Source organism: Microbacterium awajiense (genome assembly GCF_039536545.1).
In the GTDB taxonomy this organism is placed as follows: Bacteria; Actinomycetota; Actinomycetes; order Actinomycetales; family Microbacteriaceae; genus Microbacterium; species Microbacterium awajiense.
Map to the genome: position 1 here is coordinate 12,801 of NZ_BAAAYU010000001.1, position 26,651 is coordinate 39,451.

The following is a 26,651-nucleotide window of genomic DNA, read 5'->3' on the forward strand; positions in this document are numbered from 1 at the left end:
CGCACCCCGTCGACGAGGACGGGGTGCTGTACCCGGAGGACATGCCCGATGCCCGATTCCGCGGCATCCGCTCGTTCGCGCGAGAGGATCCACGCGCTGCTCATCGTGTGCGTGCTCGCCGTCGCCAGCCTCATCATCGCCGTCCTGGGTGCGTCTCCCGCCCGAGTGGGAACGGTCGAATTGCTGGGCGATGCGCGGGCCCCCGGCGATGCGGCCTTCATCGCCAGCCACCGCGGCGGCGCCGCCACCGCGCCCGAGAACACGCTCCCGGCGGTCGCGGAGGCTCTGGCTGCGGGATTCGACTACGTCGAGGTCGACGTCGCCGTCACCGCGGACGGCCATGCCGTGCTCATGCACGATGCCACCGTCGACCGCACCACCGACGGGCACGGTCGGCTCGACGCGCTCACCCTCGCGCAGGTGCGCGCACTGGACGCGGGCTCGTGGTTCGACCCCGCGTTCGCCGGCACGCCCGTTCCGACGTTCGACGAATTCCTCGACCTCCTCGCGCACTCGACGGGCCGTGCGGTCGTCGAACTCAAGGGGGAGTGGGACGCCGCGGCCGCGACCCAGGCGCTCGACGCCGTGCATGCCCGGACCCTCGAGCATCGCGTCGTGGTGGCGAGCTTCGACGCCGGCACGCTCGCCCTGGCCGCGGCCGCATCGGACGAGGTGTCGCGTCTGCTCATCCTGAAGTCGCCGCCGGAGGATGTGGTTCGAGCCGCCGTCGAGGCTGATGTGCGCGGTGTCATCGTCGCACGCAAGGCCGTGCTGGATCGGCCGGAGATCGTCGACGACGTGCGCCGGGCCGATCTGCGCATCGTCGTGTACACCCTCAATCGCGACACCCAGTGGGACGAGGTCACCGCGCTCGGCGTGGACGGGATCGTGACCGACGAGCCCGCCACGCTGTCGGAGTGGCAGCGTGCCGTCGCCGACGGGGGTTAGGGTCGCGGAAGACACCTCGAAGGGTTCTCCATGGCCGCACCGCCCTCCCTCCGCCCCCTGCTGCGCGCGGGGGTCGCCCTCGCGCTGGCGGGCTCCGTCGCACTCGCGGCATCCGCCTGCCGGCCCGAGCCCGCGCCGTCCGCGTCGGGCGCTCGCACCTCGACGGCGACACCGCTGCCGACCGGAGTGACGCCGTCGCCGGTCGAGACCATGCGGCCCGACGCGTTCGCGTTGCCGAGCGCATGCGAGCTCGCGTACTCGGCGCCGATGTTCGCCGAGCTCGAGACGGCCGTCGCTCCGCTGAACGACCCCGGCATCACGATGTTCTCGACGCAGCAGCCCGCGCTGCTCGAGCTGCTCGACAGCGGGATCCCGAGCCTGCGCTGCACGTGGGGTGGGCCCAGCGAGTACGGCATCGCGACGACGATAACCGAGGTCGACAGCGCGCAGGCCGCAGCCGTCGAGGCCGATCTGCGTGCCAACGGCTTCGGCTGCGCCGAGCATGCCGGGGGCGTGCTGTGCGTCATCGAGCAGCGCGGGATCACACAGGACGACCTCGAGTACGTCAGCGGCGAGTCGCACTTCGTCGGTGACGGCGGCTGGGTCGCGACGACCTATCTGAACGCCGAGGTCGAGGGGTACACCGAGGACATCGTGGCGACCCTTTGGGGCTGATCGGCTCGGATGCCGCTAGGATGGGTGCGCGGATGTCCGCGCCCGTCGTCGCGGCTCGCTGAAGCGAGTGCCAGCGGCAGGGGAGCGGCGCCGCACTCGTCCCGCGTTCGTGACGGCACCCCAGCCGCCCGCGGGAGCAGCACCCCGCCGGTCGTTCTCGGAACGAATCGGCTCGTACGCTCAGGAGGAGCATGCCGACCACGGCACCCGCCGCATCGCGGCGCAGGAACACCTCGTCCGCACGTCGTGACGACGAGGCCCCGATCATCCCGATCCTCGCCCGGAAGGTGCGCGAGGTCGAGGCCAAGGCCCAGCGCGGAAAGCTGGGGCCGACCAACCGCGTCAAGTTCCAGGTGATCGCCTTCCTCGTGCGCGAGGAGCGCGCGCGGGTCAAGGCCGACACCGCGATCGCCGACAGCGCGCGGGCCGAACTGCTCAAGCGCCTCGACGGCGTGGCCACCATCCTCGCCAAGACCGCGGCGCGCGACACGTCGCTCATCCAGCTCCTCGAGGCCGATCAGGCGACGTCGCCGGTCGCGCGACGGATGCGGCGGGACTGGCTGCTCGAATCGGGTGCGGAGCTCCCCCCCGATGAGCTCATCATCACCGACAACGCGCCCGTCTCGGCACCCGTGGTGCCGGCTGCGCTGGCCGAGCGTCAGGTGACGCCGCCCCAGGTGGTCGCCCGACGCGAGGCCAATCCGTTCCTCGCGCCGGATCTCGCGATGCGCGCGCCGAAGGACACCCCGCGCCGCCGCCTCGACGGCTGGGAGCTCATGGGCCCGCTCTACAAGGCGTTCGAGACCGGTGCCGGCGGCGGCTCGGCGACGATGGAGCTGCCGCCCGTCCCCGAGTTCGACCGTCTGTCGCCCAAAGGCCTCGAGGTCATGCCGCACCAGTCCCGGTTCCTCGAGGCCGTGCGCGCCGGACACCGCACGTTCCTGCTGGCCGATGAACCGGGGCTCGGCAAGACGGCGGAGTCGGTGCTGGCGGCGTCCGTCGCCGACGCCTATCCGCTGCTGGCGGTCGTTCCCAACGTCGTCAAGATGAACTGGGCCCGCGAGGTCAGCCGGTGGACGCCGCAGCGCCGCGCGACGGTGATCTCGGGCGACGGTGAAGACGTCGATGCGTTCGCCGACGTGTTCATCGTCAATTACGAGATCCTCGACCGCCACCTGTCCTGGCTGAGCTCGATCGGTCTGAAGGGCATGGTCGTCGACGAGGCGCACTTCATCAAGAACCTCGGCTCGCAGCGGTCGCAGAATGTGCTCGCGCTCGGATCGCGCATCCGGGAGCAGGTGCGCGACCCGCTCCTGCTCGCGCTCACCGGAACGCCGCTGATCAACGACGTCGAGGACTTCGACGCGATCTGGCGGTTCCTGGGCTGGACCAACGGCGAGAAGCCCGGTCCCGAGCTCATGGCCCGCCTCGACGCGACCGGCCTCACCCCCGCCGACAAGGCGTTCTACCCCGAGGCGCGAGAGGCCGTGATCGACCTCGGCATCGTGCGGCGCAAGAAGAAGGACGTCGCCGCCGACCTGCCCGACAAGCTGATCGCCGACCTTCCCGTCGAGCTCGACGATGAGTTCGGCCGATCGATCCGCCAGGCCGAGCGCGAGCTCGGCGAACGGCTGGCCGCACGCTACCGCCGCATCATCGACGCGCGCGGAGACCGCGGACTCGCGCCCGGCGAGATCGACGGCGACATCGTGCGTCTGGTCGCGCAGAACGAGCTCGACGAGTCCAAGGCCGCCGGCAACGGCTCCGAGAACGTCTTCACCATGGTGCGTCGCATCGGTCAGGCCAAGGCGCTGCTCGCGGCCGACTACGCAGCCCAACTGCAGCGTTCGGTCGGCAAGGTCGTGTTCTTCGCGAAGCACATCGATGTCATGGACGCCGCCGAGGCCCACTTCGCGGCATCCGGCCTGCGCACCGTGTCGATCCGCGGGGATCAGACCACTCCGGCGCGTCAGGAGGCGATCGACCTGTTCAACAACGATCCCGGTGTGGGGATCGCGGTGTGCTCGCTGACCGCAGCCGGTGTGGGCCTCAACATGCAGGCCGCCTCGAACGTCGTGCTCGCCGAGCTGTCGTGGACGGCGGCCGAGCAGACGCAGGCGATCGACCGCGTGCACCGGATCGGGCAGGACGAGCCGGTCACCGCGTGGCGCATCATCGCCGCTCACACGATCGACACGAAGATCGCAGAGCTCATCGACTCCAAGCAGGGACTCGCCCAGCGCGCGCTCGACGGCGAGGCCGTCGACCCGCAGTCGAGCGATTCCGTGCAGCTGTCGGCTCTCATGCACCTGCTGCGGCAGTCCATCGGCGAGGGCTGACCGCCGTTGCGGTGCGTGCCGCCGGCGCGCCCGTCGGCCAGGTGGCAGGGCCGCGGCATCCGGCGCTAGGGTCAGATGAGGCAGCGCAGCCGCTTCGCGTACACCCGACCCAAGGACGGCACATGAAGATCGGCATCCTGACCAGCGGGGGCGATTGCCCCGGACTCAACGCGGTCATCCGCGGCGTGGTGCTCAAGGGCACCACCGTGCACGATCTCGAGTTCGTCGGCATCCGCGACGGCTGGCGCGGCGTGGTCGACGCCGATTTCTTCCCCCTCACCCGCCACGAGGTGAAGGGGCTGTCGAAGGTCGGCGGCACCATCCTCGGCACGAGCCGGACCAACCCCTACGAGGGGCCGCGCGGCGGCGCCGAGAACATCGCCAAGACGCTCTACGGCCACCGGATCGACGGCATCGTCGCGATCGGGGGCGAAGGGACGCTCGCCGCGGCCGACCGGCTCTCCCGTGACGGCATCAACGTCATGGGCGTGCCCAAGACGATCGACAACGACCTGCGAGCGACCGACTACTCGTTCGGATTCGACACCGCCGTCAACATCGCGACCGATGCGATGGATCGTCTGCGTACGACCGGCGATTCGCACCAGCGCTGCATGGTCGCCGAGGTCATGGGACGCCACGTCGGCTGGATCGCCCTGCACGCGGGCATCGCCGCCGGTGCACACGTGATCTGCATCCCCGAGGTGCCGCTGTCGATCGACGAGATCTGCGACCAGGTCGCCAGCGCCCACGACCGTGGTCGCGCGCCCCTGGTCGTCGTGTCCGAGGGCTTCACCCTGAGCGGGATGGATGAGGCTTACAGCGACAAAGGCCTCGACGCATTCAACCGCCCCCGCCTCGGAGGCATCAGCGAGGTGCTCGCGCCCGAGATCGAGCGGCGCACCGGGGTCGAGACCCGCGCCACGGTGCTGGGACACATCCAGCGAGGCGGCTCGCCGTCGGGTTTCGACCGCGTGCTCGCGACGCGCCTCGGCCTGCATGCGGCGGACGCCCTCGTCGACGAAGCCTGGGGGCAGATGGTCGCGCTCCGCGGCACCGACATCGTGCGCGTGCCCTTCGCCGAGGCGCTGGGCGAGCTCAACACGGTGCCCCGCTACCGCTACGACGAAGCCGCCGCGCTCTTCGGCTGAGGCATCCGCCGCCCCGCGCGTTCGCCGCGTGTCCGAGTCGTGGCATCCGTTGTCTCAGTCGTCGGCGAGCCCCAGCACGTCGAGCAGCCAGGCCAGCTCGAACGCGCGCTCCTTCCAGGCGTTGTAGCGGCCGCTCACACCGCCGTGGCCGGCGACCATCTCGCACTTGAGGAGGGCGTCTGCGCCGACCTCGCGCAGGCGCGCGACCCATTTTGCGGGTTCGACGTAGAGCACACGCGTGTCGTTGAGTGACGTGACGGCGAGGATCCGCGGGTAGGGGGTGTCGGTGCGGACGTTCTCATACGGCGAGTACGACTTCATGTATGCGTACACCTCGGCGTTGTGCAGCGGGTCGCCCCACTCGTCCCACTCGATGACCGTCAGCGGCAGCGAGGGGTCGAGGATCGTGGTGAGCGCGTCGACGAACGGCACCACCGCGAGCACGCCGGCGAACAGCTCGGGAGCGAGGTTGGTGACAGCGCCCATCAACAGGCCACCGGCGCTGCCACCCTCGGCCACCATGCGGTCGGGTGTCGTGTACCCCTCATCGACGAGGTACCGGCCGCAGTCGACGAAGTCGGTGAACGTGTTGCGCTTGCGCAGCAGCTTGCCGTTCTCGTACCACTGGCGGCCCATCTCGCCGCCGCCGCGCACGTGCGCAACCGCGAAGACGACGCCTCGGTCGAGCTCGGACAGCCGGGCGACCGAGAAGCCCGGCTCGATGGAGTGCTCGTACGAGCCGTAGCCGTACAGGTGCAGCGGTCGGGGCTGTTCGCCGGCGTCGCCGAACGATCGCTTCCACACGAGCGAGATCGGGATGCTGCTGCCGTCCTGCGCGGGTGCCCATACGCGCGCTTGCGCGTAGTCCTCGGCGTCGTATCCGCCGAGCACCGGCTGGCGCTTGCGCAGCAGCAGCTCTCGGGTCGCGACGTCGAAGTCGTAGACGGTGCTCGGGGTCACGAACGAGACGTACCCGATCCGCAGCACGGGCGGGGCCCACTCGGGGTTGCCGCCGGGGCCGGCAGCGTACAGGGGCTCGTCGAATCCGATCTCCGAGACGCCGCCGGTGCGGTAGTCGAGCATCCCGATCCGCGCGAGACCCTCGCGGCGGTACGCGACGACTCCCCAGTCGCGGAACGCCGACATGCCGAGCAGCCGCTGGCCGGGGCGGTGCGGGATGACGACGGTGCGCTCACCGGTGGGGTCGGATGCCGTCACCCGCACCATCTCGAAGTCGAGCGCGCCGTCGTTGTGGACGATGTAGAGCACGTCCTCGCCGTCGACGATCGCGTGGGTCGCATCGTACTCGACGCCCTCGGTGCGCGGCCAGATCACGCGTGGCTGCGCCCGCAGGTCGGTCGCGTCGACGATGAGCTGCTCCGAGGTGATCGAGGATCCCGCTTCGATCATGAGGTACCGGTCGCTGCGGGTGAACCCGGCGCCGACCCAGTACCGTTCGTCGGGCTCGTGGAACAGGGTGACGTCGTCGGCGACGGAGGTGCCCAGTTCGTGCAGCCAGACGGTGTCGGGGCGCCAGGCGTCGTCGACGGTCGTGTAGACGATGAAGCGGCCGTCGGGCGAGAACGTGGCCCCGGCGAAGGTGCCGGGGATCTCGTCGGGCAGCTGCTCGCCGGTGACCAGGTCGCGCACGCGCACGGTGTAGCGCTCGTCGCCCGCGACGTCGACGCCGTACAGCAGCCGGCTGCCGTCGGCGGTGACCTCGAAACTGCCCAGCGAGAAGAACTCGTGGCCTTCGGCCTCGACGTTGCCGTCGAGCAGCACCTGCTCGCCGGGTACCTCGACGTCGGGGGCGAGAACGGGCGGCGTCCAGTCGTCGGGCGACGAGATCGGCGCACGGCACTGGATGCCGTACTGCTCGCCCTCGACCGTGCGGCCGTAGTACCACCACTGCCCGCGACGGGTCGGCACCGACAGGTCGGTCTCCTGGGTGCGACCCTTGATCTCGTCGAAGATACGGCCGCGCAGTCCTTCGAGGTGCGCGGTGCGCTCGGCCGTGTACGCGTTCTCGGCCTCGAGATGCGCGACCACCGCCGCATCCTCCTTCGCGCGGAACCACTCGTAGCGGTCCTCGACGTCGTCGCCATGGTGGCTTCGCGTCGACGGGCGCGCGTCGGCGATCGGGGCGGGGAGCGGTGCGGGAGCGTCCTGGAGGGTCACGGAGTCCACGCTAGTCGTCGGATGCAGCGAATCGCGGTCGGACCTGCAGTTGACCGCGGGTGGGTGCGGTGCGAGGATCCTTCTGGCCGGTTGCCGGCTCCTGAACACCCGGTGAACTGTTCGTTCGTCACGTCGACCGCGTCGACACCCGTCACATCCCCCATCCGAAAGCGAACGGTGGAAACCGCAGTCCTCATCGCCGTGCTGGTGATCGCGCTGGCCCTCTTCTTCGACTTCACCAACGGCTTCCACGACACCGCGAACGCGATGGCGACGCCCATCGCGACCGGTGCGCTCAAACCCAAGGTCGCCGTGCTGCTCGCGGCGGTGCTGAACCTGATCGGCGCCCTCCTGTCGACCGAGGTGGCCAAGACCATCTCGGGAGGCATGATCCGCGAGGACGAGCTGTCGGCGGCGATCTTCCCGGCGATCATCTTCGCGGGGCTCATCGGCGCGATCACGTGGAACATGCTGACGTGGCTGATGGGACTCCCGTCGTCGTCGTCGCATGCCCTCTTCGGGGGTCTCATCGGTGCGACGCTCGTCGGTGCCGGCGCGGCGGCCATCGACTTCAGCATCGTCGTGTCGAAAGTGGTGCTCCCCGCGGTGATCGCACCCGTGACAGCGGGCGTCATCGCCTACACCGCGACCAAGCTCGCCTACCTGATGACGCGGCGCTACGACCGCAAGCCCGATGGTCGCGACGGATTCCGGTGGGGGCAGATCTTCACATCGTCGCTGGTCGCGCTCGCCCACGGCACCAACGACGCACAGAAGACGATGGGTGTCATCACGCTGCTGCTGATCACGGTGGGGTGGCAGACCAGCCCCGAGCCGCAGACGTGGGTCATCTTCGCGTGTGCGATCACGATCGCCCTCGGCACCTACATGGGCGGGTGGCGCATCATCCGCACGCTCGGCAAGGGGCTCACCGACGTCAAGCCCGCACAGGGCTTCTCCGCCGAGGCATCCACCGCATCGACCATCCTCGCGTCGAGCGCCCTCGGCTTCGCCCTGTCGACCACGCAGGTCGCTTCGGGGTCGGTCATCGGCTCGGGACTCGGACGACGCGGCTCGCAGGTGCGCTGGCGCACGGCGGGCCGCATCATGGTCGGTTGGATCCTCACGCTGCCGGCCGCAGGCGGTGTCGGCGCGTTCGCGGCCCTGATCGTGGTGTGGCTCGGCGGGTGGGGGATCGCGATCGACGCCGTGCTCGCCGTCGCGATCATCCTCAGCGTGTTCCTGCGGTCGCGTCGCAATCAGGTGAACGCGTCCAACGCGATGAGCGAGGTCGCCGACTCGGTTCGCGCCGTCAAGGTGACGCGGAACCCGCCGCCCACCCGCCGGCAGCGACGGTCCGAACGGACGGAGGACGAGCGCCGATGATCACCGTGGATTGGATCGCGTTCCTGCAGGTGTTCGCCGCCGCCATGATCGCCGCGGTCGTCGTCGTGACGTCGTACGCGCTGGGCCTGCGACTGCTGGTGCGGGCCGGCCGTGCGCCGGTCGTCGCGCCGGCGGAGTTCACCGATGCGATCACCGTGATCTCCGCCCGCGAGGCGCGACGCGCAGAGAAGGCCGCGGCGAAGGCGGCGCGCAAGAGCCCGCTCACCGAGACGCAGAAGCGACTCGCGTTCGTCGCGGCGTGCGGATGCTTCACCGTGTGCGCCGCGGCCGTGCTCGGCGGCATCCTGCTGATCGTCTTCAACCACTGACCGACCACGCGCCTAATGTGGAGGGCATGGTCGAGGCATCCGTGCAATTCGGACAGTACGCGCCGGCGCTGCGCACGATCCTGCACCTGAGCGACACGCACCTGCTCGCAGGGGGAGCGCTGCACGGGCCGGGCATCGACACCGAGGAGCACCTCGCGACGACGCTGCGGCTCATCGAGCGGATGCAGCCGCGCCCGGACGCGCTCGTGTTCACGGGCGACCTCACCGACCTGGGCGAGCCGGAGGCTTATCGACGGCTGCAAGAGCTCGTCGAGCCCGTCGCCGAGGCGATCGGAGCGCCGATCGTGTGGGTGGCCGGCAATCACGATGAGCGCCCGGCGATGCGAGAGCACCTCCTCGGCATCGAGGCGACCGACGAGCCGCTGGACGCCGTGCACGACCTCGGCGGGCTGCGGCTCATCGCCCTCGACACCACCGTGCCGGGGTGGCACCACGGCGACCTGTCGGACCGGCAGCTGGAGTGGCTGGGCGAACAGCTGCGCGAGCCGGCGCCGCTGGGCACGATCCTGGCGCTGCACCATCCGCCGATCCCGTCGCCGCTACCCCTGTTCGACATCCTCGAGCTGCGCGATCAGACCCGGCTCGCCCGCGTGATCGGAGGCAGCGACGTGCGGGCGATCCTTGCGGGCCACCTCCACTACTCGACGAGCGCGACGTTCGCCGGCGTGCCGGTGTCGGTCGCCTCATCCACCTGCTACGGCATGAACCTCGGCCGCCCGGCGCTCGAGGTGAACGGCTTCGACGCCGGTCAGTCCTTCCACCTTGTCCACATCTACGACAGCACGATCACGCACGCGGTCGTGCCGGTCGTGGACGCTCCGACGGGCGACTACTTCTCGGCGGAGTGGGTGGCGCGGATGGCGCAGCTCTCGCCGGAGGACCGCCTGCAGGCGTTCTCGCGCAAGCGCGCGTGAACCTCCACCTCGTACAGTCGACGCCGCTCGAACCGCCTCCGTGTACAGGATCCCATCGGGGTGGCGGGAGTAGCCTGAGGGGGTCCCTCACACCGCTGTGACCCACAAGGACTGGACAAGATGTCACTGGACGCGATGACCCGTACCCGCACCGAGACCGACTCGCTCGGCTCCCTGGAGATTCCCGCCGACGCGTACTGGGGCATCCACACCGCCCGCGCGCTCGAGAACTTTCCGATCTCGAAACGACCGATCTCGGTGTACAAGGACCTCGTGCGGGGGCTCGCGATGGTCAAGCAGGCGTCCGCGCGCGCCAACAGGCAGATCGGCGCGCTCGACGCCGAGAAGGCCGACCTCATCGATCGCGCGGCGCAGCTGGTGATCGACGGGCAGTATCACGACCAGTTCATCGTCGGCGTGATCCAGGGCGGCGCCGGCACCTCGACCAACATGAACGCGAACGAGGTGATCACCAACATCGCGCTCGAGCTCGCCGGTCGCGAGAAGGGCGACTATGCGTTCCTCTCGCCGATCGACCACACCAACCGCAGCCAGTCGACCAACGACGTCTATCCGACGGCCATCAAGGTCGGACTCAGTCTCGACCTGTTGACGCTGCTGGACGAGTTGGAGCTGCTGCGCCAGTCGTTCCTCGCGAAGGCCGTCGAGTTCCACGATGTGCTCAAGGTGGGGCGCACCCAGTTGCAGGACGCCGTGCCGATGACCCTCGGCCAGGAGTTCCACGGATTCGCGACCACCCTCGGGCAGGATCACCAGCGGCTCACCGAGAACGCGTACCTGCTGTACGAGGTCAACATGGGTGCGACGGCGATCGGCACCGGCATCACGACGCACCCGGGCTACGGCACGGCGGTGCTCGCCCATCTGCGCGAGATCACCGGGCTCGATCTCGACCTGGCCACCGACCTGGTCGAGTCGACGAGCGACACCGGTGCGTTCATGTCGTTCTCGGCATCGCTCAAACGCAACGCGATCAAGCTCTCGAAGATCTGCAACGATCTGCGTCTGCTGTCCTCCGGCCCGCAGGCAGGCTTCGGCGAGATCAACCTGCCCGCGCGCCAGGCCGGCTCGAGCATCATGCCGGGCAAGGTCAACCCCGTGATCCCCGAGGTCGTCAACCAGGTCGCGTTCGCCGTCGCGGGCGCCGATCTGACGGTGACGATGGCCGTCGAGGGCGGGCAGCTGCAGCTCAACGCCTTCGAACCGGTGATCGCGCACTCGATCTTCCAGTCGATCACCTGGATGCGCCGTGCGATGCACACGCTGCGCATCAACTGCGTCGACGGCATCACCGCCAATCGCGAGCGACTGGGCGCGATGGTCGGGTCGTCGGTCGGGGTGGTGACGGCCCTCACGCCGTTCATCGGCTACGCCGCGTCGGCGGCCCTCGCAAAGACGGCGCTGCTCACCGGCCGGAACGTCGCCGATCTCGTCATCGAGGCCGACCTGATGTCGCCGGAGGAGGTCGCCAAGCAGCTGTCACCGGCCCGCCTGTCGGGACTCGAGGCGATCACGGCGGCGATCCCTGTCGTGCAGGCCGCCGAGAACGTCATCCCCGCGACGGACGATCTGCTTTGAACTGGTGATTGCGGTCGACCGCAGCCGACCGATAGCGTCGCTGTGGACGGGAGGACCCCATGACCGACTCGCCTCAGCAGCCCACCCCTCAGCCCCAGCAGCAGCCTGCCGCCGGCGCGCAGCAGCCTTATGCCGCTGCACCGCCGCCGGCATCCGGCGCACCCGCGAATGCGCCCGTTCCCGGACGCACTCTGGGCATCGTCGCGCTCGTGCTGTCGTTCTTCATCCAGCTGGTCGCTCTGATCCTCGGCATCGTCGCGCTGGTGCAGAGCCGCAAGGTCGGAGCATCCAACGGCCCGGCGATCGCGGCGATCATCATCAGCTCGATCCTGCTCGTCATCGGGATCATCGTCTTGGTGCTGTTCTTCACGTTCGGCGCGGCCCTGTTCGGCGGTCTCGCGGCCGCGTGCCTCGAACTCGGTCCGGGCACCCACACCCTGCAGGGCGGCGGCACGATCACCTGCTCGTGATCGCGGCGATCAGTCGACGATGCGGCAGTGGGTGGTCAGCTCGCCGATGCCGTCGATCCCGACGGTGACCGTGGAGCGGTCGCGCAGGAACACCTGGGGGTCGCGGGAGTAGCCCGCTCCGCCCGGGCTGCCCGTGGAGATCAGCGTGCCCGGCAGCAGCGTGGTCGACCGTGACAGGTGCGAGATCAGCGTCGCGACCGAGCGCACCATCTGCGCGGTCGAGCCATCCTGCATCACGTGTCCGTCCAGGACCGTCCAGATGTGCAGATCCTGCGGATCGGCGATCTCGTCGGCGGTGACCACGAACGGACCGGTCGGCGTGAAGCCGTCGAACGACTTGCAGCGCGACCACTGCGCTTCAGAGAACTGCACGTTGCGCGCCGTGATGTCGTTGACGACGGTGTAGCCCCAAACGTGGTCGAGCGCCTCGTCCTCGCGCACGTCCCGGGCCGCCGGCCCGATGATGACGCCCAGTTCTGCCTCGTAGTCGACGGCCTCGCTGACCTCGCGCGGCCACGTCGTGGTCGCGTCGTGGCCGGTGAGGGAGTTCGGCCACAGGGCGAACACCGTCGGCGCGCTGTCGGTCTTCAGGCCCAGCTCTCCCGAGTGCGCCGCGTAGTTCAATCCGATCGCCAGGATCACCGGAGGAGCCAGCACAGCCGACGCGAACGACAAGCCGGACAGCGGGTGCCGCGTGGCCGCGGACGCCGCGGCATCCCGCACCCGATCCTTCTCCGCATCGCCGCCGACGATGAGCTCTTCCAGGCGGCGCGGGGCGCCGGGATAGAGATCGGCGACCACGATCGCCTCGTCCGCCTCGATGAGCGCGAGCCGGGTCTCGGCGGAGCCCGGAAGGGTCACATGGGCGAAGCGCATCCGTCAACGCTATCGCCCGCCGCGTTCCTCGGACGCCTCTAGGCTGAGCGCATGACGCATCCTCAGCACGCCGGTCAGCCCGCCGTGCAGCGCGGGTTCGCCTCGTCGCTGGCACAGCCCCGACACGCCGTCGGAGCGTCGATCACGCCGCCGCCCGCCGCCGTGGCGCCGTTGCCGATGCCGACCCCTCCGAAGCGAGGACGGACCGCCCCGCTGTGGATCCTCGGCGTGCTCGTCCTGCTGCTCGTCGCGCTCGTCGCGTATTTCCTCGGTGCGCTCGGCGCAGGCGCGTCGATCATCGGCATGGTCCTCGCGCTCATCCCGCTGATCGGCGTGCTGATCGCCGTGCGGATCGTCGATCGGTGGGAGCCCGAGCCCACCGGCCTCGTCGTGCTCGCGGTGGCGTGGGGGGCGATCGCCGCGGTCGGGATCGCCCTCGGCGTCGACATCGTCATCACGCTCGTGCTGGGACCGGCCGACACGCTCGAGCGCGAAGCGTTCAGCGCCGTCGTGCAGGCGCCGGTCGTCGAGGAGTTCGCCAAGGGCCTCGGCGTCTATCTCATCTTCCTCAGTGCCCGTCGCGCGTTCGACGGCCCCGTCGACGGCATCGTCTACGGTGCGCTCGTGGGCGCCGGGTTCGCCTTCACCGAGAACATCCAGTACTTCGGGATCAGCTTCCTCACGGGCGGCGTCGTCGACGCGTCGACGACGTTCTTCGTGCGCGGCATCCTCTCGCCGTTCGCCCACGTGATGTTCACCGCCGTGACCGGGTTCGCCCTCGGCCTGGCCGCGCGCCGCGGTGCCCGGGCCGGCCGGGCGCTGGGTCCGTGGATCCTCGGCATGATCGGCGCGACGGCGCTGCACGCGCTGTGGAACGGCTCGGCGGTGTTCGGCGACTTCTTCGCGCTGTACCTGATGCTGCAGGTGCCGCTCTTCGTCGCTTTCATCCTCGGTGTGATCGCGCTGCGCCGCGAGGAGTCGCGGCTCACGCGTGCGCGACTGGGCGATTACGCGCAGGCGGGCTGGTTCACCGAGCAGGAGGTGGACATGCTCGCGACGGGAGCGGGGCGACGCACGGCGCTGACCTGGGCGAAGTCACTGCGCGGTGATCGCACCGATGTCATGAAGGGCTTCATCACGGATGCCACCTCGCTCGCCGCGGCGCGACAGCGTGCGATCTCGGGTCGGGATCCTCATGCCGCGGAAGACGAGCAGGTGCTGCTGACCCGCGCGACAGCCGCCCGCGCCGCACTGTTCGCCCCCTGAAACGGGAATCTCGATGCGGCGGCTTCGCGGCCTGCTCGATCATGTCGGGACCCGCATCGACGCGCGCGTCGCGCGCAGTGATCCGCTGTCCCGTCAAGACTCAGCGCCCGGTGCCGCGGCGATGCCTGCGTGTCTCCCGAGCGCTGAGTTGGTCTGACTTCAGGATGCCCAGGGCCGGGTGCGGTGTCAAGAGGACGGCACGCGTGCTTGGATGGACTCATGTCAGCAGAGCGCACCAAGCCCGAGATCGACCAGCCCGAGGGGCCGGAGCCGTCCGACCTCGTCATCCGCGACATCATCGTCGGCGACGGGACCGAGGCCAAGCCCGGCGACACCGTCACCGTCCATTACCTCGGCGTCGAGTACTCGTCGGGCGAGGAGTTCGACTCGTCGTGGAACCGCGGCGAGAGCATCCAGTTCCCGCTGCGCGGCCTGATCCAGGGCTGGCAGGACGGCATCCCGGGCATGAAGGTCGGCGGTCGTCGCGAACTGGTCATCCCGCCGCACCTGGCGTACGGCCCCGCAGGCGGTCACTTCCTGGGCGGCAAGACCCTGATCTTCGTCATCGACCTCATCGCCGTCGGCTGAGCCGGCTCAGGCGGTTCTGCGCGAGCAGGATGCCGAGGAAGACGACGAGCGCACCCACGGGCTCGTTCCACGTGAGCTCCTCGCCGAGGATGAGGATGCCGAGCGCGACACCCACCACGGGGGTCAGGTAGGTCACCGTCGACGCGCGGGTGGGTCCCCACGCGCGCACCGTGTTCTGGTTCCAGATGTACACGACGCCCGTGCCGAGGCATCCGAGCAGCAGCACGCTCAGGACGATCCAGGGGGTCAACTCGACGGGCGTCAGCGCGATGGCGGGGGTGAGCAGCGCCATGATGACGGCGGCGATCCCGATGTTGAGGAACGAGAACGTCAGGGCGCTCATGCCCGTCGCCGAGACGAAGCGCCGCATGTACGCGAGGCTGAATCCGTAGCACGCGGTCGCACCGAGCATCGCGAACTGCGCGACGAGGCTCTGCGTGAGATCGAGGCCCTTCCAGGGGGCGATGATCACCATCACGCCCAGGATGCCGACGGCGATGCCGGCGATCTGCGCGGGCTTGAGGCGCTCGACGCGGAACACAGCCCACGCCATCACCGCGGTCATGATCGGCGTGGTCGCGTTGTAGATGCTCGCGAGTCCCGACGACACGTGCTGCTGCGCCCACGAGAACAGCAGGAAGGGCACGACGCAGAACGACAGGGCGAGCACCGTCATGTGCAGCCAGACGATCGGGCGGCGGGGAAGCACTTCGCGGCGCAGCAGTACGAACACACCGAGGGTGAGACCGCCGAGGATGAGCCGCGACCACGCGACCTGCCCGGGGGTGAGGCCTTCGAGCGCGATCTTCATGAACAGGAAGCTCGACCCCCACACCAGGCCGGCGAGCGCGAACTGCACGGTGACGGCCGTGTTCGACACCGACGCGGTGTCGGCGATGCGGGGAGGTGCGGTGGTCACGAGGTGACTCTAGGCTCGGATGCCGGCGCCGGAGGCGGTCGCGCGATGCGACGTCCGAAATCCGCCGATCGACGGCCGGATCACGACGACCGGAGGGCAACCGAACCGATTCGCCCGACCGCGAGAGCGCTGGTAGACTCTGGAGGTTGCCGTAGATCGGCCGCGGATGAAGAGAGCTCACGCAACAGGCGTCGGGCACCGCGCAACGACGAGGAAGGGGATCACTTTATGGCACTGGAAGCAGACGTCAAGAAGGCGATCATCGAAGAGTACGCGACGCACCCCGGTGACACCGGATCCCCCGAGGTGCAGGTCGCGATGCTGACGCAGCGCATCAAGGACCTCACCGAGCACCTCAAGGAGCACAAGCACGACCACCACTCGCGTCGTGGGCTGTTCCTGCTCGTCGGTCAGCGCCGCCGTCTGCTCGGCTACCTCCAGGACATCGACATCAACCGTTACCGGTCGCTGATCGAGCGTCTCGGACTGCGCCGATAAGGCACCGCGCACCAGCGTTCAATCGCGCAGAACATTCTTGAGAAGGCCGCCCCCGGTGGGGCGGCCTTCGTCGTTCCCGGTCATGGGATGCTCGGTCCATGGCCTTCACCGTCGACTCCGTGCCCGATCTGACCGGACGCGTCGCGCTCGTCACGGGTGCGAACGGCGGGCTCGGCCTCGAGACCGCCGCGGTGTTCGCCTCGAAGGGCGCGCACGTGGTCATGGCCATGCGCGACCAGGAGAAGGGGGCCCGCGCAATCGCGGGCATCCGTGAGCAGACCCCCGCCGCGTCGCTCGAGGCCGTCGAACTCGACCTGGCGTCGCAGGCGTCGATCGTCGAGGCCGCGGCCGCCGTGCTGCGCGATCACGACCGCATCGACATCCTGGTCAACAACGCGGGGGTGATGGCGACGCCCGAGCGGCGCACCGTCGACGGCTACGAGATGCAGTTCGGCGTCAACCACCTGGGGCACTGGACCCTCACCGCCCACCTGATGCCCGCGCTGGTGGCCGCTCCCGCCGCGCGCGTGGTGTCGGTCTCGAGCACGGCACATCACATGGGGCGCGCCGTCGACCCCGGCAACCCGCACCTCGAGGGGCGCTACGAGCCGTGGCGCGCGTACGGGCAGTCCAAGCTGGCGAACTACCACTTCGGCCTCGGGCTCCAGCGCGAATTCGAGCGCGCCGGGGTGCGCGCGCAGAGCCTGATCGCGCATCCGGGCCTGTCGCACAGCGACCTGCAGACCACGACGGTCGCCGAGGGAGGCGGCGGTCCGATGGCGCCGTTCTTCGCATGGCTGGCGGCGCGCGCCGGCATGGAGGTGGCCGACGGGGCGATGCCGCAGATCCGAGCCGCCACCGACCCCGCCGCGCGCGGCGGGGAGTTCTACGGTCCGCGGTTCATGAACAACGGCCCCGCCGTGCGGCGCCCCGTCCTGCGCCCCGGCCGTGAACGGGCGATCGCGACGCTGTGGGCGGTGTCGGAGCGCGAGACGGGCGTGCCGATCGTCGTCGAAGCGAGCTGACCGCCGGCATCCGCCTCGTTCAGACGGATGCCGCGGCTCGGCCGCCGACCAGGTCGGGATGCCACCGCTCGGCGACGTCGGGGTGCGCCCGCAGCCGCGACTTGAGGGCGTTCTCGCCGTAGACCTCGTGGATCGGGTTGGCCGGGTCGCGCGTGACGCCGTGCGCCTGTGCGGCGAGCTCGGCGGGCAGCTCGAGCACCGGTAGGCGCGCGTCGAGGGCCGGATTGAAGAAGAACGGCACCGAGATCCGGTGGTCGGGCGCCTGGGGCGACACGACGCGGTGGTTGGTGGCGGTCAGATAGCCCTGCGTCGCGTACTCGAGCAGCTCGCCGGTGTTGACGACGAACGCGCCGGGCACGGGCGGTGCGTCGACCCATTCGCCGTCGCGCTCGACCTGGAGCCCGGTCTTGCCCGGCTCGACCCACAGGAGGGTGACGACTCCGAAGTCCTTGTGTGCGCCGACGCCCTGCTGCGGCGTCGGGTCGTCGACGCCGGGGTAGCGGACGATCTTGATGAGCGTCTCGGGCTCGCCGAAATGGCGGTCGAAGAACTCGGGCTCGGAGCCGAGCGAGACCGCCCACGCACGCAGCAGACGCCGCGCGACGCCCGACAGATGGTCGTGCCACTCGGCGACGACCTCGCGCAGCTCGGGCTGCGCCGCCGGCCACAGATTCGGGCCGGTGAGGCGGGTGTAGGCGGGGGCATCGGGGTCGGTGACGGCGTCGCGCTCGGGCCCGATGTCGATCTGCTCGCGCCAGTCCACCGCGCCCTGCGTGCGTTCGCCGCCGATGCGCGTGTACCCGCGGAAGTGAGGGCTGGTCACGTTCTCGATCGCGAGCTTGTCCTCGAGCGGCAGCGCGAAGAAGTCGATCGCCGCCCGGTGCAGCCGCGCCTCCAGCTCGGGCGTCACGCCGGTGCCCGTGAGGTAGAAGAACCCGACGTCGCGCGTCGCCCGCCGCAGATCCGCACAGAACCGCGCCGTCGCCTCGGGTCCCTGGTCGAGGTCGGAGAGGTCGAGGATCGGCAGGTTCAGCTCGGTCATGCGATGAGGATAGGCAGACGTCGACCGGTCCCCGGCGATTGTTACGAGGAGGAGCGGACCTCCCGGCCCGATCCTCAGCCGTTCTGGCGCGGGTCGGAGTGCGCGGCATCCGCTCGCGGGCGTCTGGAGCCCGTGGGATCGCTGCGCCGACCCTCGCGGCGCGCGAGGGTGCGATCGGCGAACAGCCAGGTCGGCCGGGGTTCGACGAGCGGCCGGAACAGCCATCGCACCGGCTTGGTGGCGAGGCCCAGTGAGATCAGCACCGAGGCGACGATGACGATCGGCAGCCACAGCCAGGTCGGGTCGAGTCCCCGCAGCACGCCCGACTCGCGGAACGGGTACAGCACGAAGGAATGCAGCAGGTAGACGTACATCGTGTACTGGCCGAAGTGCGTCCACCAGTGAGTTCCGCGGGGGACGAGCGCGAACAGCGCCGCCGAGAGGACGAGCGCCACCGCCATCAGGGCGAGCCGCACGCCGCCCGCCCACCACTGGGTGCCGCCGATCGATGCGTAGTTCTCGTCGTAGAACAGCCAGTCGCGCAGGCTCATCTCGCGCCACGCATCGACGAAGAACCACGCCGCCCACCCCGCGACGGCGAACACCGCGAGAGAGACCGCGACGGTCCACCACGACTGCGCGAGCAGACGCCAGCGCGCGACGATGTCGTGCTGGTGCATCCACCAGCCGAGCGTGAAGAACGGCAGCAGGCCCAGCGTGCGCGACAGCGAGAACGTCGAGTCGATGTTGGGCAGGTACCCGGCGCCGATCGAGATCACGAGCGTCCACAGCAGCGGCCAGCGCAGCAGCGCGAGGTAGGGCAGGATCAGCCGGAAGATCCCGAGCGCCAGCAGGAACCACAGCGTCCACGCCGGCTGGGTGAGGTTGGGGTTCGCCTGACCCTCGACGAGCCACTTCGTGAGCGTCCACAGTCCCTCGAAGATGACGTACGGCACGACGATGTCGGTGATGACACGTGCCATCTGCCGCGGACCCGGCGACTCGGACTTCGAGAAGTATCCCGAGATGATCGCGAACGCGGGCATGTGGAACGCGTAGACCAGCAGATACATCCCCAGAGCGATGTCGCTGTCGTACGTGAGGCGCTGGATCGCGTGGCCCAGCACGACGAGGGTGATGCACGCGAAGCGCGCGTTGTCCCAGAAGGGCACGCGCTTGCGCACTCGGGGGAGGGATGCGGTCTCGGTCTTCACGGCGAGGCAACCCTATCCTGGGGTGACGCGCTGGAGCGTGAAGGAGATGTGCATGCCCGATGCCCCCGTCCTGACCACATCGATCGGCGCCGTCCGCGGCGTGCGCGAGGCCGGCGTCGACCGCTTCCTCGGCATCCCGTACGCGGCGCCGCCGTTCGGTGAGCGACGCTACGCGCCGCCGCATCCCGTCGAGCCCTGGGAGGGCGAGCGGGATGCCTCGGCTTTCGGCGCCACGGCCCCGCAGACGCCCTACCGAGGCGGCCTCGAGAAGTACCTGCCGTCGGTGATCGTGCACGGTGACGACATCCTCACCGTCAACGTGTGGGCCCCGGCCGACCGGAGCAACGACGCTCCGCTGCCCGTGCTCGTCTTCGTGCACGGCGGCGCGTTCACGCGCGGCAGCGCCGCCCTCGCGGCGTACGACGGCACCGCGTTCGCCCGCCAGGGCATCGTGTACGTCTCGATCCAGTACCGCCTCGGCCAGGAGGGGTTCGCGGTGCTCGACGACGTGCCGCTGAACCTCGGCCTCGCCGACCAGGAGGCCGCCCTGCGCTGGGTGCGTCGCGAGATCGGGGCCTTCGGCGGCGACCCGGCGCGCGTGACCGCGATGGGCCACTCCGCCGGCGCCAACGCGCTCGCCGCCCTGCTGGCGGCGCCGCAGGCGGGGGAGCTGTTCGACCGTGTGATCCTGCAGAGCGGACCGCTCAGCGCCCAGCCGCTCGCGAAGGCATCGCGCATGTCGAAGGCCGTCGCCAAGCGCCTGGGGGTTCCGGCGACGCGCGCCGGATTCGCATCGGTCGACCCCGCCGCGCTCGCCGAGACGCAGACGGCGCTGTCGAACGCCTCACCCCTCGCGCGAGCGCCGGGCGTCGCGCTCGCGATCGGCGGCGACCTCGTGCCGCGGAATCCCCTCGACGCGATCCGCGACGGCGCGGGTCGCGGCATCCCGGTGCTGATCGGCACCACGTCGGAGGAGTACCGGCTCTGGTTCGTGCCCACGGGGATGCTCGAGCGCGTGCGCCCGTCGACGCTCTCCCTCGCGCGGGCGGCCGCGCGCGTGCCGTCACGCATCGTCAAGGCGCACCGCGAGCGCCGGCCGGATGCGAGCGCCGGCGAGGTGCTCGGCGAGATCATGACCGACATGCTGCTGCGGGGGCCGGCCGTGCAGCTCGCCGACAGTCGCATCGGCGCGGCATCCACCCACCTGTACGAGTTCCGGTGGCCCAGCCCCGTCGACGGTCTCGGTGCATGCCACGGGATGGAGCTCGGCTTCGTCTTCGATGCGCTCGACACCCCGGATGCCGTCGCCCTCGGCGGCGCCGACGGCCCGGCCGCGCTCGCGGACGCGATGCACTCCGCCTGGGTGGCGTTCGTGCGCGACGGCGACCCCGGCTGGGAGGCGTGGTCGGCCCCGCGGCCGGTGCGCGTGTTCGACGCCGACGGCGCCTCGACGGAGTACGCCCCGCGAGCCGAAGACCTCGTCGGCCTGCCGACCCGCTAGGGTCGACCGCGCGATGACCACGATCGACGACGCGCCGCAGCGCGACCTCGCGATTCCCGACCTGGACTGGCACGTGTTCCCTCCGGGCACCGTGCGCGACCGCTTCGCGGCGCCGTCGGGCGAGCTCGCGCGGGTGACGCTCGGACCGGAGAGCGCCCCCAGGGTGGTCCTCGTGCCCGGCGTCGCGGGATCGAAGGAGGACTTCGTGCTGATGTTCCCGCTGTTCGCAGCGGCGGGCTTCCGCGTCGAGTCCTACGACATCGCCGGGCACTACGAGTCGGCGGATGCCGGCCCGCAGCACCTCTCGCCCCCGCGGGAGCACTACGACGCCCGTCTCTACCTCGACGACCTCGTCGGGATCCTCGAGGACGGCGACGGGCCCGCGCACGTGCTCGGCTACAGCTACGCCGGCGTGCTGGTGCAGCAGGCCCTCGTCGGGCGGCCCGATCTGTTCCGCAGTCTCACCCTCATGGCGGCGCCGCCGGCCGTCGGACAGGTGTTCCGCGGGGTCAAGCACATCGGGCCGGTCTCCGACATGCCCCCGCACCGGGCAGCCGGCCTCATCCTGTGGGGGATCAAGTACAACCTCAACCGCACGCCGCCGGGGCGCATCGCCTTCGTGCGCGAGCGGCTCGGCATCACGGTGCGCGCCAGCATCGACGACATCGTCGCGCAGATGATGGACACGCCCGACTACGTCGAGGCGGTGGCGGCCACCGGCATCCCGAAGCTCATCGCCGTCGGACACAGCGATCTGTGGCCCACCGCCCAGCACGCCGAGTACGCCGAGCGCATCGGCGCGCGGCTCGCGGTCTACGACACCGGGCACGCCCCGTGCGAGACCGCGCCGCACCAGTTGACCCGCGACATGATCGCGATGTTCGCCCGGGAATAACCTGGAACGGCAGGCGTTCTGCAAGATACATTCATTTGCATGTATCGTCCGAGTGATCGGACAGGGAGCGGAGAGCGATCGTGAACGAGACCACCACGTGGCCCGGGATGCAGTTCGGGATCTTCTCGGTGAGCGACATCACCGAGGACCCCACCACCGGCCGGACCCCCAGCGAGGCGGAGAAGATCCGCGCGACGCTCACGGTCGCCAAGCACATCGAGGAGGTGGGGCTGGACGTCTTCGCCCTCGGCGAGCACCACAACCCCCCGTTCTGGTCGTCCTCGCCGACCACGACCCTCGCGTACATCGCCGGTCAGACCGAGCGCATCGTGCTCTCGACCGCGACGACGCTCATCACCACCAACGACCCGGTGAAGCTCGCCGAGGACTACGCGATGCTGCAGCACGTCTCGGGTGGCCGCGCCGACCTCATGCTCGGCCGTGGCAACACCGGGCCCGTCTACCCGTGGTTCGGCAAGGACATCCGCCAGGGCCTGCCGCTGACGATCGAGAACTACGCGCTGCTGCACAAGCTCTGGCGCGAGGACGTCGTCGACTGGGAGGGCCAGTTCCGCACGCCGCTGCAGGGGTTCACCTCGACGCCGCGTCCGCTCGACGGCGTGCCGCCGTTCGTGTGGCACGGCTCGATCCGCACGCCCGAGATCGCCGAGCAGGCCGCCTACTACGGTGACGGCTTCTTCGCGAACAACATCTTCTGGCCCAAGGAGCACTACCAGCGGCTGATCAGCCTCTACCGCGAGCGCTACGCGCACTACGGCCACGGCGCGCCCGAGCAGGCGATCGTCGGTCTCGGCGGCCAGGTGTTCATGCGGGCGAATTCGCAGGATGCGGTGCGCGAGTTCCGTCCGTACTTCGACAACGCGCCGGTGTACGGTCACGGACCCAGCCTCGAGGACTTCACCGAGATGACACCGCTGACCGTCGGTTCGCCGCAGCAGGTCATCGACCGGTACGCCGCGATGCGCGAGACGTTCGGCGACTACCAGCGTCAGCTGTTCCTCATCGACCATGCGGGTCTGCCGCTGAAGACGGTGCTCGAGCAGCTCGACATCCTGGGCGGCGAGGTCGTGCCGGTGCTGCGTCGCGAGCTGGCGAAGGATCGTCCCGCGACCGTGCCGGACGCCCCCACCCACGCGTCGCTCGTCGCCGCCGCGGGCGGTGCGCGCGAGGCCGTCCCGGGCGCCAACCGCGGCGACAACCTCACCGACGGCTCGCCGTACCGCGATGCCGAGCCCGCCGTGGCCGGCGCGTCGTTCGGAGCCGCCGCGAGCCGGAAGGATGCCTGACATGACCACCCGCCGCATCGCCGTCGTCTCGGCCGGGCTCTCGAACCCGTCGTCGACGCGGATGCTCGCCGACCGGCTCGCCGCGGCCACGGTCGCGCAGCTCGACGAACGGGGCATCACCGCCGAGGTCGACGCCTTCGAGCTGCGCGACTACGCGCACGACATCACCGACAACCTGCTGACCGGATTCGCCCGCCCGGCGCTGGAGTCGATGATCGACGCCGTCGTGACCGCCGATGCGTTGATCGCGGTGACACCCATCTTCTCGACGAGCTACTCGGGACTGTTCAAGTCGTTCATCGACGTCATCGATCCGGATGCCCTCACCGACACGCCGGTGCTCATCGGCGCCAACGCCGGCACGGCACGGCACTCGCTCGCGATCGACTACGCCATCCGACCGCTGTTCGCCTACCTCCATGCGGCCCCGGTCTCGACCGGCGTCTTCGCGGCGTCGTCGGACTGGGGCGGCGCCGGCGATCAGGTCGCCCCGCTCGGCGCACGGGTCGAGCGCGGCGCGCGCGAACTGGCCGAGGCGATCGCGCGGCGCGAGCCCGCGGCATCCGTCGACCCGTTCGACCCCGCCCACTATCTGGGCGAGGGGCGCTCATTCGGCCACCTGCTCGGCGGACTCGCGGGGGAGTAGCAGCCCCGCGCCCCACCCTTGTCGAGCGGACGAGTTTGCCCGCGACACGCCGGGGGAGACGTGCATTCCCGTCCGCTCGGCGGGGCCGCGAGGTCAGGAACGGCCCGCGCGGCGGCGCCGGGCCGCGAGGGCGGCGTCGACGGCGAAGCCGGTGATGAGGCCGACGGCGATCGACACGATCACCGCCGTCACCGTGCCGCCGGGCAGGACGGATGCCACCAGCGCGCCCAGCAGCGCCTGGTAGGCCGCCCACACCGTCGCGGCGACGGCGACCATGGCGACGTAGCGAGGCGCGGGAACGCGCGTCGCTCCCGCCGTCAGATTCACCGCGAGGCGCGCGAACGGGATGAACCGCGCCGTGAACAGCGCCGTCGCGGTGCTGCGATGCAGGCGGTCGCGCGCCCAGCCGATCGCGGCCTGCACGCGGCGGGTGCGCATCCACCGCCAGCGATCGATCCCGACACGCCGGCCGATCGTGTAGCACGCGACGTCGCCGCACGCCGCGGCGGCCGCGGCGACTGCGATGACCGCGGCCAGTGGCGGCGAGCCCGTCGACACCGCCAGCGCACCGTACGCCGTGACGGCCGCTTCCCCCGGCACCACGACGAGGAACGCGTCGCCGAGCACGAGCAGAAAAAGCAGGGGCAGCGCCCAGGGGCCCGCAGCGAAGGCATCCAGGAATGCGCCGTCCACGGTCCGTTGCTAACAGCCGTCGGTGAACGGGAACGGAACGGGCTTGGTCGGTGACGGACAGCGGTGCGTCCGGTGAACTCTCGGCGACGCCGGGTCGTTTCGCGCCGCAGCATCCGTCGCGCGCCGTCACGCTGGACGCGTGAGAGTGCTGCTGCTGACCGAATCGTTTCTGCCGCACATGAACGGCGTGACCAACTCCGTGCTGCGCGTCGTCGAGGAGCTGGCCCTGCGCGGCGACGACATCCTCGTCGTCGCACCGGGACCCGACAGCCATCCTTCGCTGGAGGTGCCCGTCGAACTCGTCCGCTCCTTCCCGCTGCCGCAGTACCCGCAGGTGCGGGTCGCGGTCGCCGGAAGCCGGCGGCTCGTCGAGCTCATGCGGCGCTACCGTCCCGACGTCATCCATCTCGCCTCGCCGTTCGTCCTCGGCTGGCAGGCGCTGGTCGCCGCCGACACCCTGAACATCCCCACCGTCGCGATCTATCAGACCGACGTCATCGCCTACGCGCAGAAGTACGGGCTGCCGCGCGGGCGCGCCCTCGCCGCCTCCCACACGGCGCGCCTGCACCGTCGTGCGACGCTGACCCTCGCGCCGTCGACGGCCGCGATCGCCCGGCTCGAGTCGCTCGGCGTCGACCGGGTGCGTCGATGGGGACGGGGGGTGGATGCGCGTCAGTTCCGGCCTGAGCGACGCAGCGATCCACTGCGCGAGCGGCTTGCCGGCGGCGCGCTGATCGTCGGCTACGTCGGTCGGCTCGCGCCCGAGAAGCAGGTGGCCGACCTCGCCGCTCTTCGAGGAATCCCCGGGATGCGCCTGGTGATCGTGGGTGACGGCCCGGACCGAGCCGCGCTGCAGCGCGCGCTGCCGGAGGCGGCGTTCCTCGGGCACCTGTCGGGCACGGCGTTGGCCGAGGCCGTCGCGAGCTTCGACGTGTTCGTGCATCCGGGTGAGAGCGAGACGTTCGGACAGACGATCCAGGAGGCACTCGCGAGCGGGACTCCAGTGGTCGCGACCGGGGCGGGAGGACCGGTGGACCTGGTGCGGTCGAGCGTCGACGGTTGGCTGTACCGACCCGGCGACCTCGGCGACCTGCGGGCGCGCGTGGAGGACCTGCTGGGCGACCACGCCAAGCGGCGCGCCTTCGGTGCCGCCGCCCGCGAGGGCGTCGCTTCGCGCACGTGGGAAGCGCTCACCGTCGACCTGGTGACCCATTACGAACAGGCGGCTCGGCTGCGGGCGATCGACGATGCGCTGCCCGCGCGTGCAGCCGTACGGCCCGAGCTGTCGGAGGCATCCGTCGCCCGACCACGCTGGTCGAGGTACGTCGCGTTGGGCGATTCGATCACCGAAGGACTGTGTGACACGAGCAGGATGCCTGCCGGCGAGTTCCGGGGCTGGGCGGAGCGGCTGGCGATGCTGCTCGCCCACGAACGGGTGCAGCCTTTCCGCTTCGCGAATCTGGCCGTGCGCAGCCGCAAGGTCGCCGATCTCACGGGCGCGCAGCTCGATCGGACGCTCGAGCTGCGGCCCGACCTCGTCTCGGTGCTCATCGGCGCCAACGACCTGGTCGGTCCGTCCGCGGACCCCGATCTGCTCGCCGCGCAGGTGGACGCCGCCGTCGCGCGGCTGCGGGAGTGCGGGGCCGACGTGCTTCTGGTCACGCCGTTCCTGCCGCGACGACGCACCGCGATGATCTTCGCCCGCCGCTTCGCGCGGTACAACGCCCTACTGCGGGGGATCGCCCGACGCCACGGCTGCCTCCTCCTCGATGTCGAGGCCCATCCCGCGATCGGCGAGCATGACATGTGGGCCGATGACAAAGTGCATCTGCGCTCGCGGGGGCACCGCTTCCTCGCCTACCGGGCGGCCGAGGTCCTGGGGGTGCGCGATGCCGAGGCGCTCGGCGAGCTCGATGCGGTGCTGCACTCCGACGAGGACCTGCCCGCGCCCGGCTCGTGGCTCGCGCGCGACGCGCTGCCGTGGGTGTGGCGGCGGCTGCGCGGCCGCACGGCCGGCGACGGCCGAGTGGCCAAGCACGACGACTATGTGCTGGTGCCTCGCAAGCGCCGGACGCGCACTCGTCAGCCCGGCTGACCGACCCGCCCTCCTCGTCGAGCGGACGTGAATGCACGCTTTCCTCGGCGTGTCGCGTGCCGCTTCGTCCGCTCGA

24 protein-coding genes are annotated in these 26,651 nt (G+C 70.4%); 18 read left to right on the plus strand and 6 right to left on the minus strand.

The window, feature by feature from the left end:
- The first annotated feature begins 48 nt into the window (after positions 1-48).
- The 4 genes from ABD663_RS00070 (at position 49) to ABD663_RS00085 (ending at position 5,113) form a co-directional block, all read left to right on the plus strand.
- Positions 49-948: a glycerophosphodiester phosphodiesterase gene (locus ABD663_RS00070; RefSeq protein WP_344735772.1), complete on the plus strand. Its 900-nt coding sequence runs from the start codon at positions 49-51 to the stop codon at positions 946-948.
- Positions 949-978: 30 nt separating this feature from the next.
- Positions 979-1,623 (plus strand): hypothetical protein, encoded by a 645-nt coding sequence (locus ABD663_RS00075; protein ID WP_344735773.1) that lies wholly within the window; start codon positions 979-981, stop codon positions 1,621-1,623.
- Between the two features lie 191 nt (positions 1,624-1,814).
- Complete coding sequence (locus ABD663_RS00080) at positions 1,815-3,962, plus strand: DEAD/DEAH box helicase (RefSeq protein ID WP_344735774.1); 2,148 nt, start codon at positions 1,815-1,817, stop codon at positions 3,960-3,962.
- Between the two features lie 122 nt (positions 3,963-4,084).
- Positions 4,085-5,113, plus strand: coding sequence for a 6-phosphofructokinase (locus tag ABD663_RS00085; RefSeq protein ID WP_344735775.1), 1,029 nt, complete (start codon positions 4,085-4,087; stop codon positions 5,111-5,113).
- A gap of 54 nt (positions 5,114-5,167) precedes the next feature.
- On the opposite strand, the gene ABD663_RS00090 is transcribed toward ABD663_RS00085, so the two are convergent.
- A complete protein-coding gene (locus ABD663_RS00090) occupies positions 5,168-7,291 on the minus strand; it encodes a S9 family peptidase (protein WP_344735776.1) in 2,124 nt (707 codons plus the stop codon).
- A 177-nt stretch (positions 7,292-7,468) separates the two neighbouring features.
- Here ABD663_RS00090 and ABD663_RS00095 point away from each other — a divergent pair, with 177 nt between their 5' ends.
- The 5 genes from ABD663_RS00095 to ABD663_RS00115 all read left to right on the plus strand — a co-directional run bounded on the left by ABD663_RS00095 (position 7,469) and on the right by ABD663_RS00115 (position 12,010).
- On the plus strand, positions 7,469-8,677 hold the full coding sequence (locus ABD663_RS00095; protein ID WP_344735777.1) for an inorganic phosphate transporter: 1,209 nt from the start codon (positions 7,469-7,471) through the stop codon (positions 8,675-8,677).
- On the plus strand, positions 8,674-9,006 hold the full coding sequence (locus tag ABD663_RS00100) for a peptidase (RefSeq protein ID WP_344735778.1): 333 nt from the start codon (positions 8,674-8,676) through the stop codon (positions 9,004-9,006). Before ABD663_RS00095 ends, ABD663_RS00100 begins: the two co-directional genes overlap by 4 nt.
- 26 nt (positions 9,007-9,032) lie before the next feature.
- Positions 9,033-9,941 carry a phosphodiesterase gene (locus ABD663_RS00105; protein WP_344735780.1) on the plus strand — a complete coding sequence of 303 codons (909 nt, stop codon included), beginning with the start codon at positions 9,033-9,035 and terminating at the stop codon, positions 9,939-9,941.
- Between the two features lie 120 nt (positions 9,942-10,061).
- Positions 10,062-11,540 carry an aspartate ammonia-lyase gene (locus ABD663_RS00110; RefSeq protein ID WP_344735781.1) on the plus strand — a complete coding sequence of 493 codons (1,479 nt, stop codon included), beginning with the start codon at positions 10,062-10,064 and terminating at the stop codon, positions 11,538-11,540.
- Between the two features lie 59 nt (positions 11,541-11,599).
- Positions 11,600-12,010 carry a DUF4190 domain-containing protein gene (locus ABD663_RS00115; RefSeq protein ID WP_344735783.1) on the plus strand — a complete coding sequence of 137 codons (411 nt, stop codon included), beginning with the start codon at positions 11,600-11,602 and terminating at the stop codon, positions 12,008-12,010.
- A 9-nt stretch (positions 12,011-12,019) separates the two neighbouring features.
- On the opposite strand, the gene ABD663_RS00120 is transcribed toward ABD663_RS00115, so the two are convergent.
- The gene (locus tag ABD663_RS00120) at positions 12,020-12,886 is read right to left on the minus strand and encodes a fumarylacetoacetate hydrolase family protein (protein WP_344735784.1); all 867 of its coding nucleotides are present in this window, start codon (positions 12,884-12,886) and stop codon (positions 12,020-12,022) included.
- A 51-nt stretch (positions 12,887-12,937) separates the two neighbouring features.
- On the opposite strand from ABD663_RS00120, the gene ABD663_RS00125 reads away from it, so the two are divergent.
- A complete protein-coding gene (locus ABD663_RS00125) occupies positions 12,938-14,152 on the plus strand; it encodes a PrsW family intramembrane metalloprotease (RefSeq protein ID WP_344735786.1) in 1,215 nt (404 codons plus the stop codon).
- 219 nt (positions 14,153-14,371) lie between these two features.
- Positions 14,372-14,740, plus strand: coding sequence for an FKBP-type peptidyl-prolyl cis-trans isomerase (locus tag ABD663_RS00130; RefSeq protein WP_344735787.1), 369 nt, complete (start codon positions 14,372-14,374; stop codon positions 14,738-14,740).
- Here the strand turns inward: ABD663_RS00130 and ABD663_RS00135 are convergent.
- A complete protein-coding gene (locus ABD663_RS00135) occupies positions 14,724-15,659 on the minus strand; it encodes a DMT family transporter (protein WP_344735789.1) in 936 nt (311 codons plus the stop codon). The two genes, ABD663_RS00130 and ABD663_RS00135, sit on opposite strands and share 17 nt — an antisense overlap.
- A 228-nt stretch (positions 15,660-15,887) precedes the next feature.
- Here ABD663_RS00135 and rpsO point away from each other — a divergent pair, with 228 nt between their 5' ends.
- On the plus strand, positions 15,888-16,157 hold the full coding sequence (gene rpsO / locus ABD663_RS00140) for a 30S ribosomal protein S15 (RefSeq protein ID WP_005048780.1): 270 nt from the start codon (positions 15,888-15,890) through the stop codon (positions 16,155-16,157).
- 98 nt (positions 16,158-16,255) lie between these two features.
- Positions 16,256-17,182, plus strand: coding sequence for an oxidoreductase (locus ABD663_RS00145; protein WP_344735791.1), 927 nt, complete (start codon positions 16,256-16,258; stop codon positions 17,180-17,182).
- A 19-nt stretch (positions 17,183-17,201) separates the two neighbouring features.
- On the opposite strand, the gene ABD663_RS00150 is transcribed toward ABD663_RS00145, so the two are convergent.
- Together ABD663_RS00150 and ABD663_RS00155 are read right to left on the minus strand one after the other, a co-directional pair.
- The gene (locus tag ABD663_RS00150; RefSeq protein WP_344735792.1) at positions 17,202-18,224 is read right to left on the minus strand and encodes an isopenicillin N synthase family dioxygenase; all 1,023 of its coding nucleotides are present in this window, start codon (positions 18,222-18,224) and stop codon (positions 17,202-17,204) included.
- Positions 18,225-18,298: 74 nt separating this feature from the next.
- Positions 18,299-19,438, minus strand: coding sequence for an acyltransferase family protein (locus ABD663_RS00155; RefSeq protein WP_344735793.1), 1,140 nt, complete (start codon positions 19,436-19,438; stop codon positions 18,299-18,301).
- A 52-nt stretch (positions 19,439-19,490) separates the two neighbouring features.
- Here ABD663_RS00155 and ABD663_RS00160 point away from each other — a divergent pair, with 52 nt between their 5' ends.
- The 4 genes from ABD663_RS00160 to ABD663_RS00175 all read left to right on the plus strand — a co-directional run bounded on the left by ABD663_RS00160 (position 19,491) and on the right by ABD663_RS00175 (position 23,787).
- Entirely contained in the window at positions 19,491-20,939 is a 1,449-nt protein-coding gene (locus ABD663_RS00160) for a carboxylesterase/lipase family protein (RefSeq protein WP_344735794.1), read from the plus strand.
- A 13-nt stretch (positions 20,940-20,952) separates the two neighbouring features.
- Entirely contained in the window at positions 20,953-21,834 is an 882-nt protein-coding gene (locus tag ABD663_RS00165) for an alpha/beta fold hydrolase (protein ID WP_344735795.1), read from the plus strand.
- A gap of 107 nt (positions 21,835-21,941) precedes the next feature.
- Positions 21,942-23,141, plus strand: a complete 1,200-nt coding sequence (locus ABD663_RS00170; RefSeq protein ID WP_344736890.1) for an LLM class flavin-dependent oxidoreductase — start codon at positions 21,942-21,944, stop codon at positions 23,139-23,141.
- 1 nt (position 23,142) lies between these two features.
- A complete protein-coding gene (locus ABD663_RS00175) occupies positions 23,143-23,787 on the plus strand; it encodes an FMN reductase (RefSeq protein WP_344735796.1) in 645 nt (214 codons plus the stop codon).
- A gap of 93 nt (positions 23,788-23,880) precedes the next feature.
- On the opposite strand, the gene ABD663_RS00180 is transcribed toward ABD663_RS00175, so the two are convergent.
- The gene (locus ABD663_RS00180) at positions 23,881-24,480 is read right to left on the minus strand and encodes a DedA family protein (protein WP_344735797.1); all 600 of its coding nucleotides are present in this window, start codon (positions 24,478-24,480) and stop codon (positions 23,881-23,883) included.
- 139 nt (positions 24,481-24,619) lie between these two features.
- Between ABD663_RS00180 and ABD663_RS00185 the strand changes: the two genes are divergently transcribed.
- Positions 24,620-26,575 (plus strand): GDSL-type esterase/lipase family protein, encoded by a 1,956-nt coding sequence (locus ABD663_RS00185; RefSeq protein WP_344735798.1) that lies wholly within the window; start codon positions 24,620-24,622, stop codon positions 26,573-26,575.
- Positions 26,576-26,651: the final 76 nt, after the last annotated feature.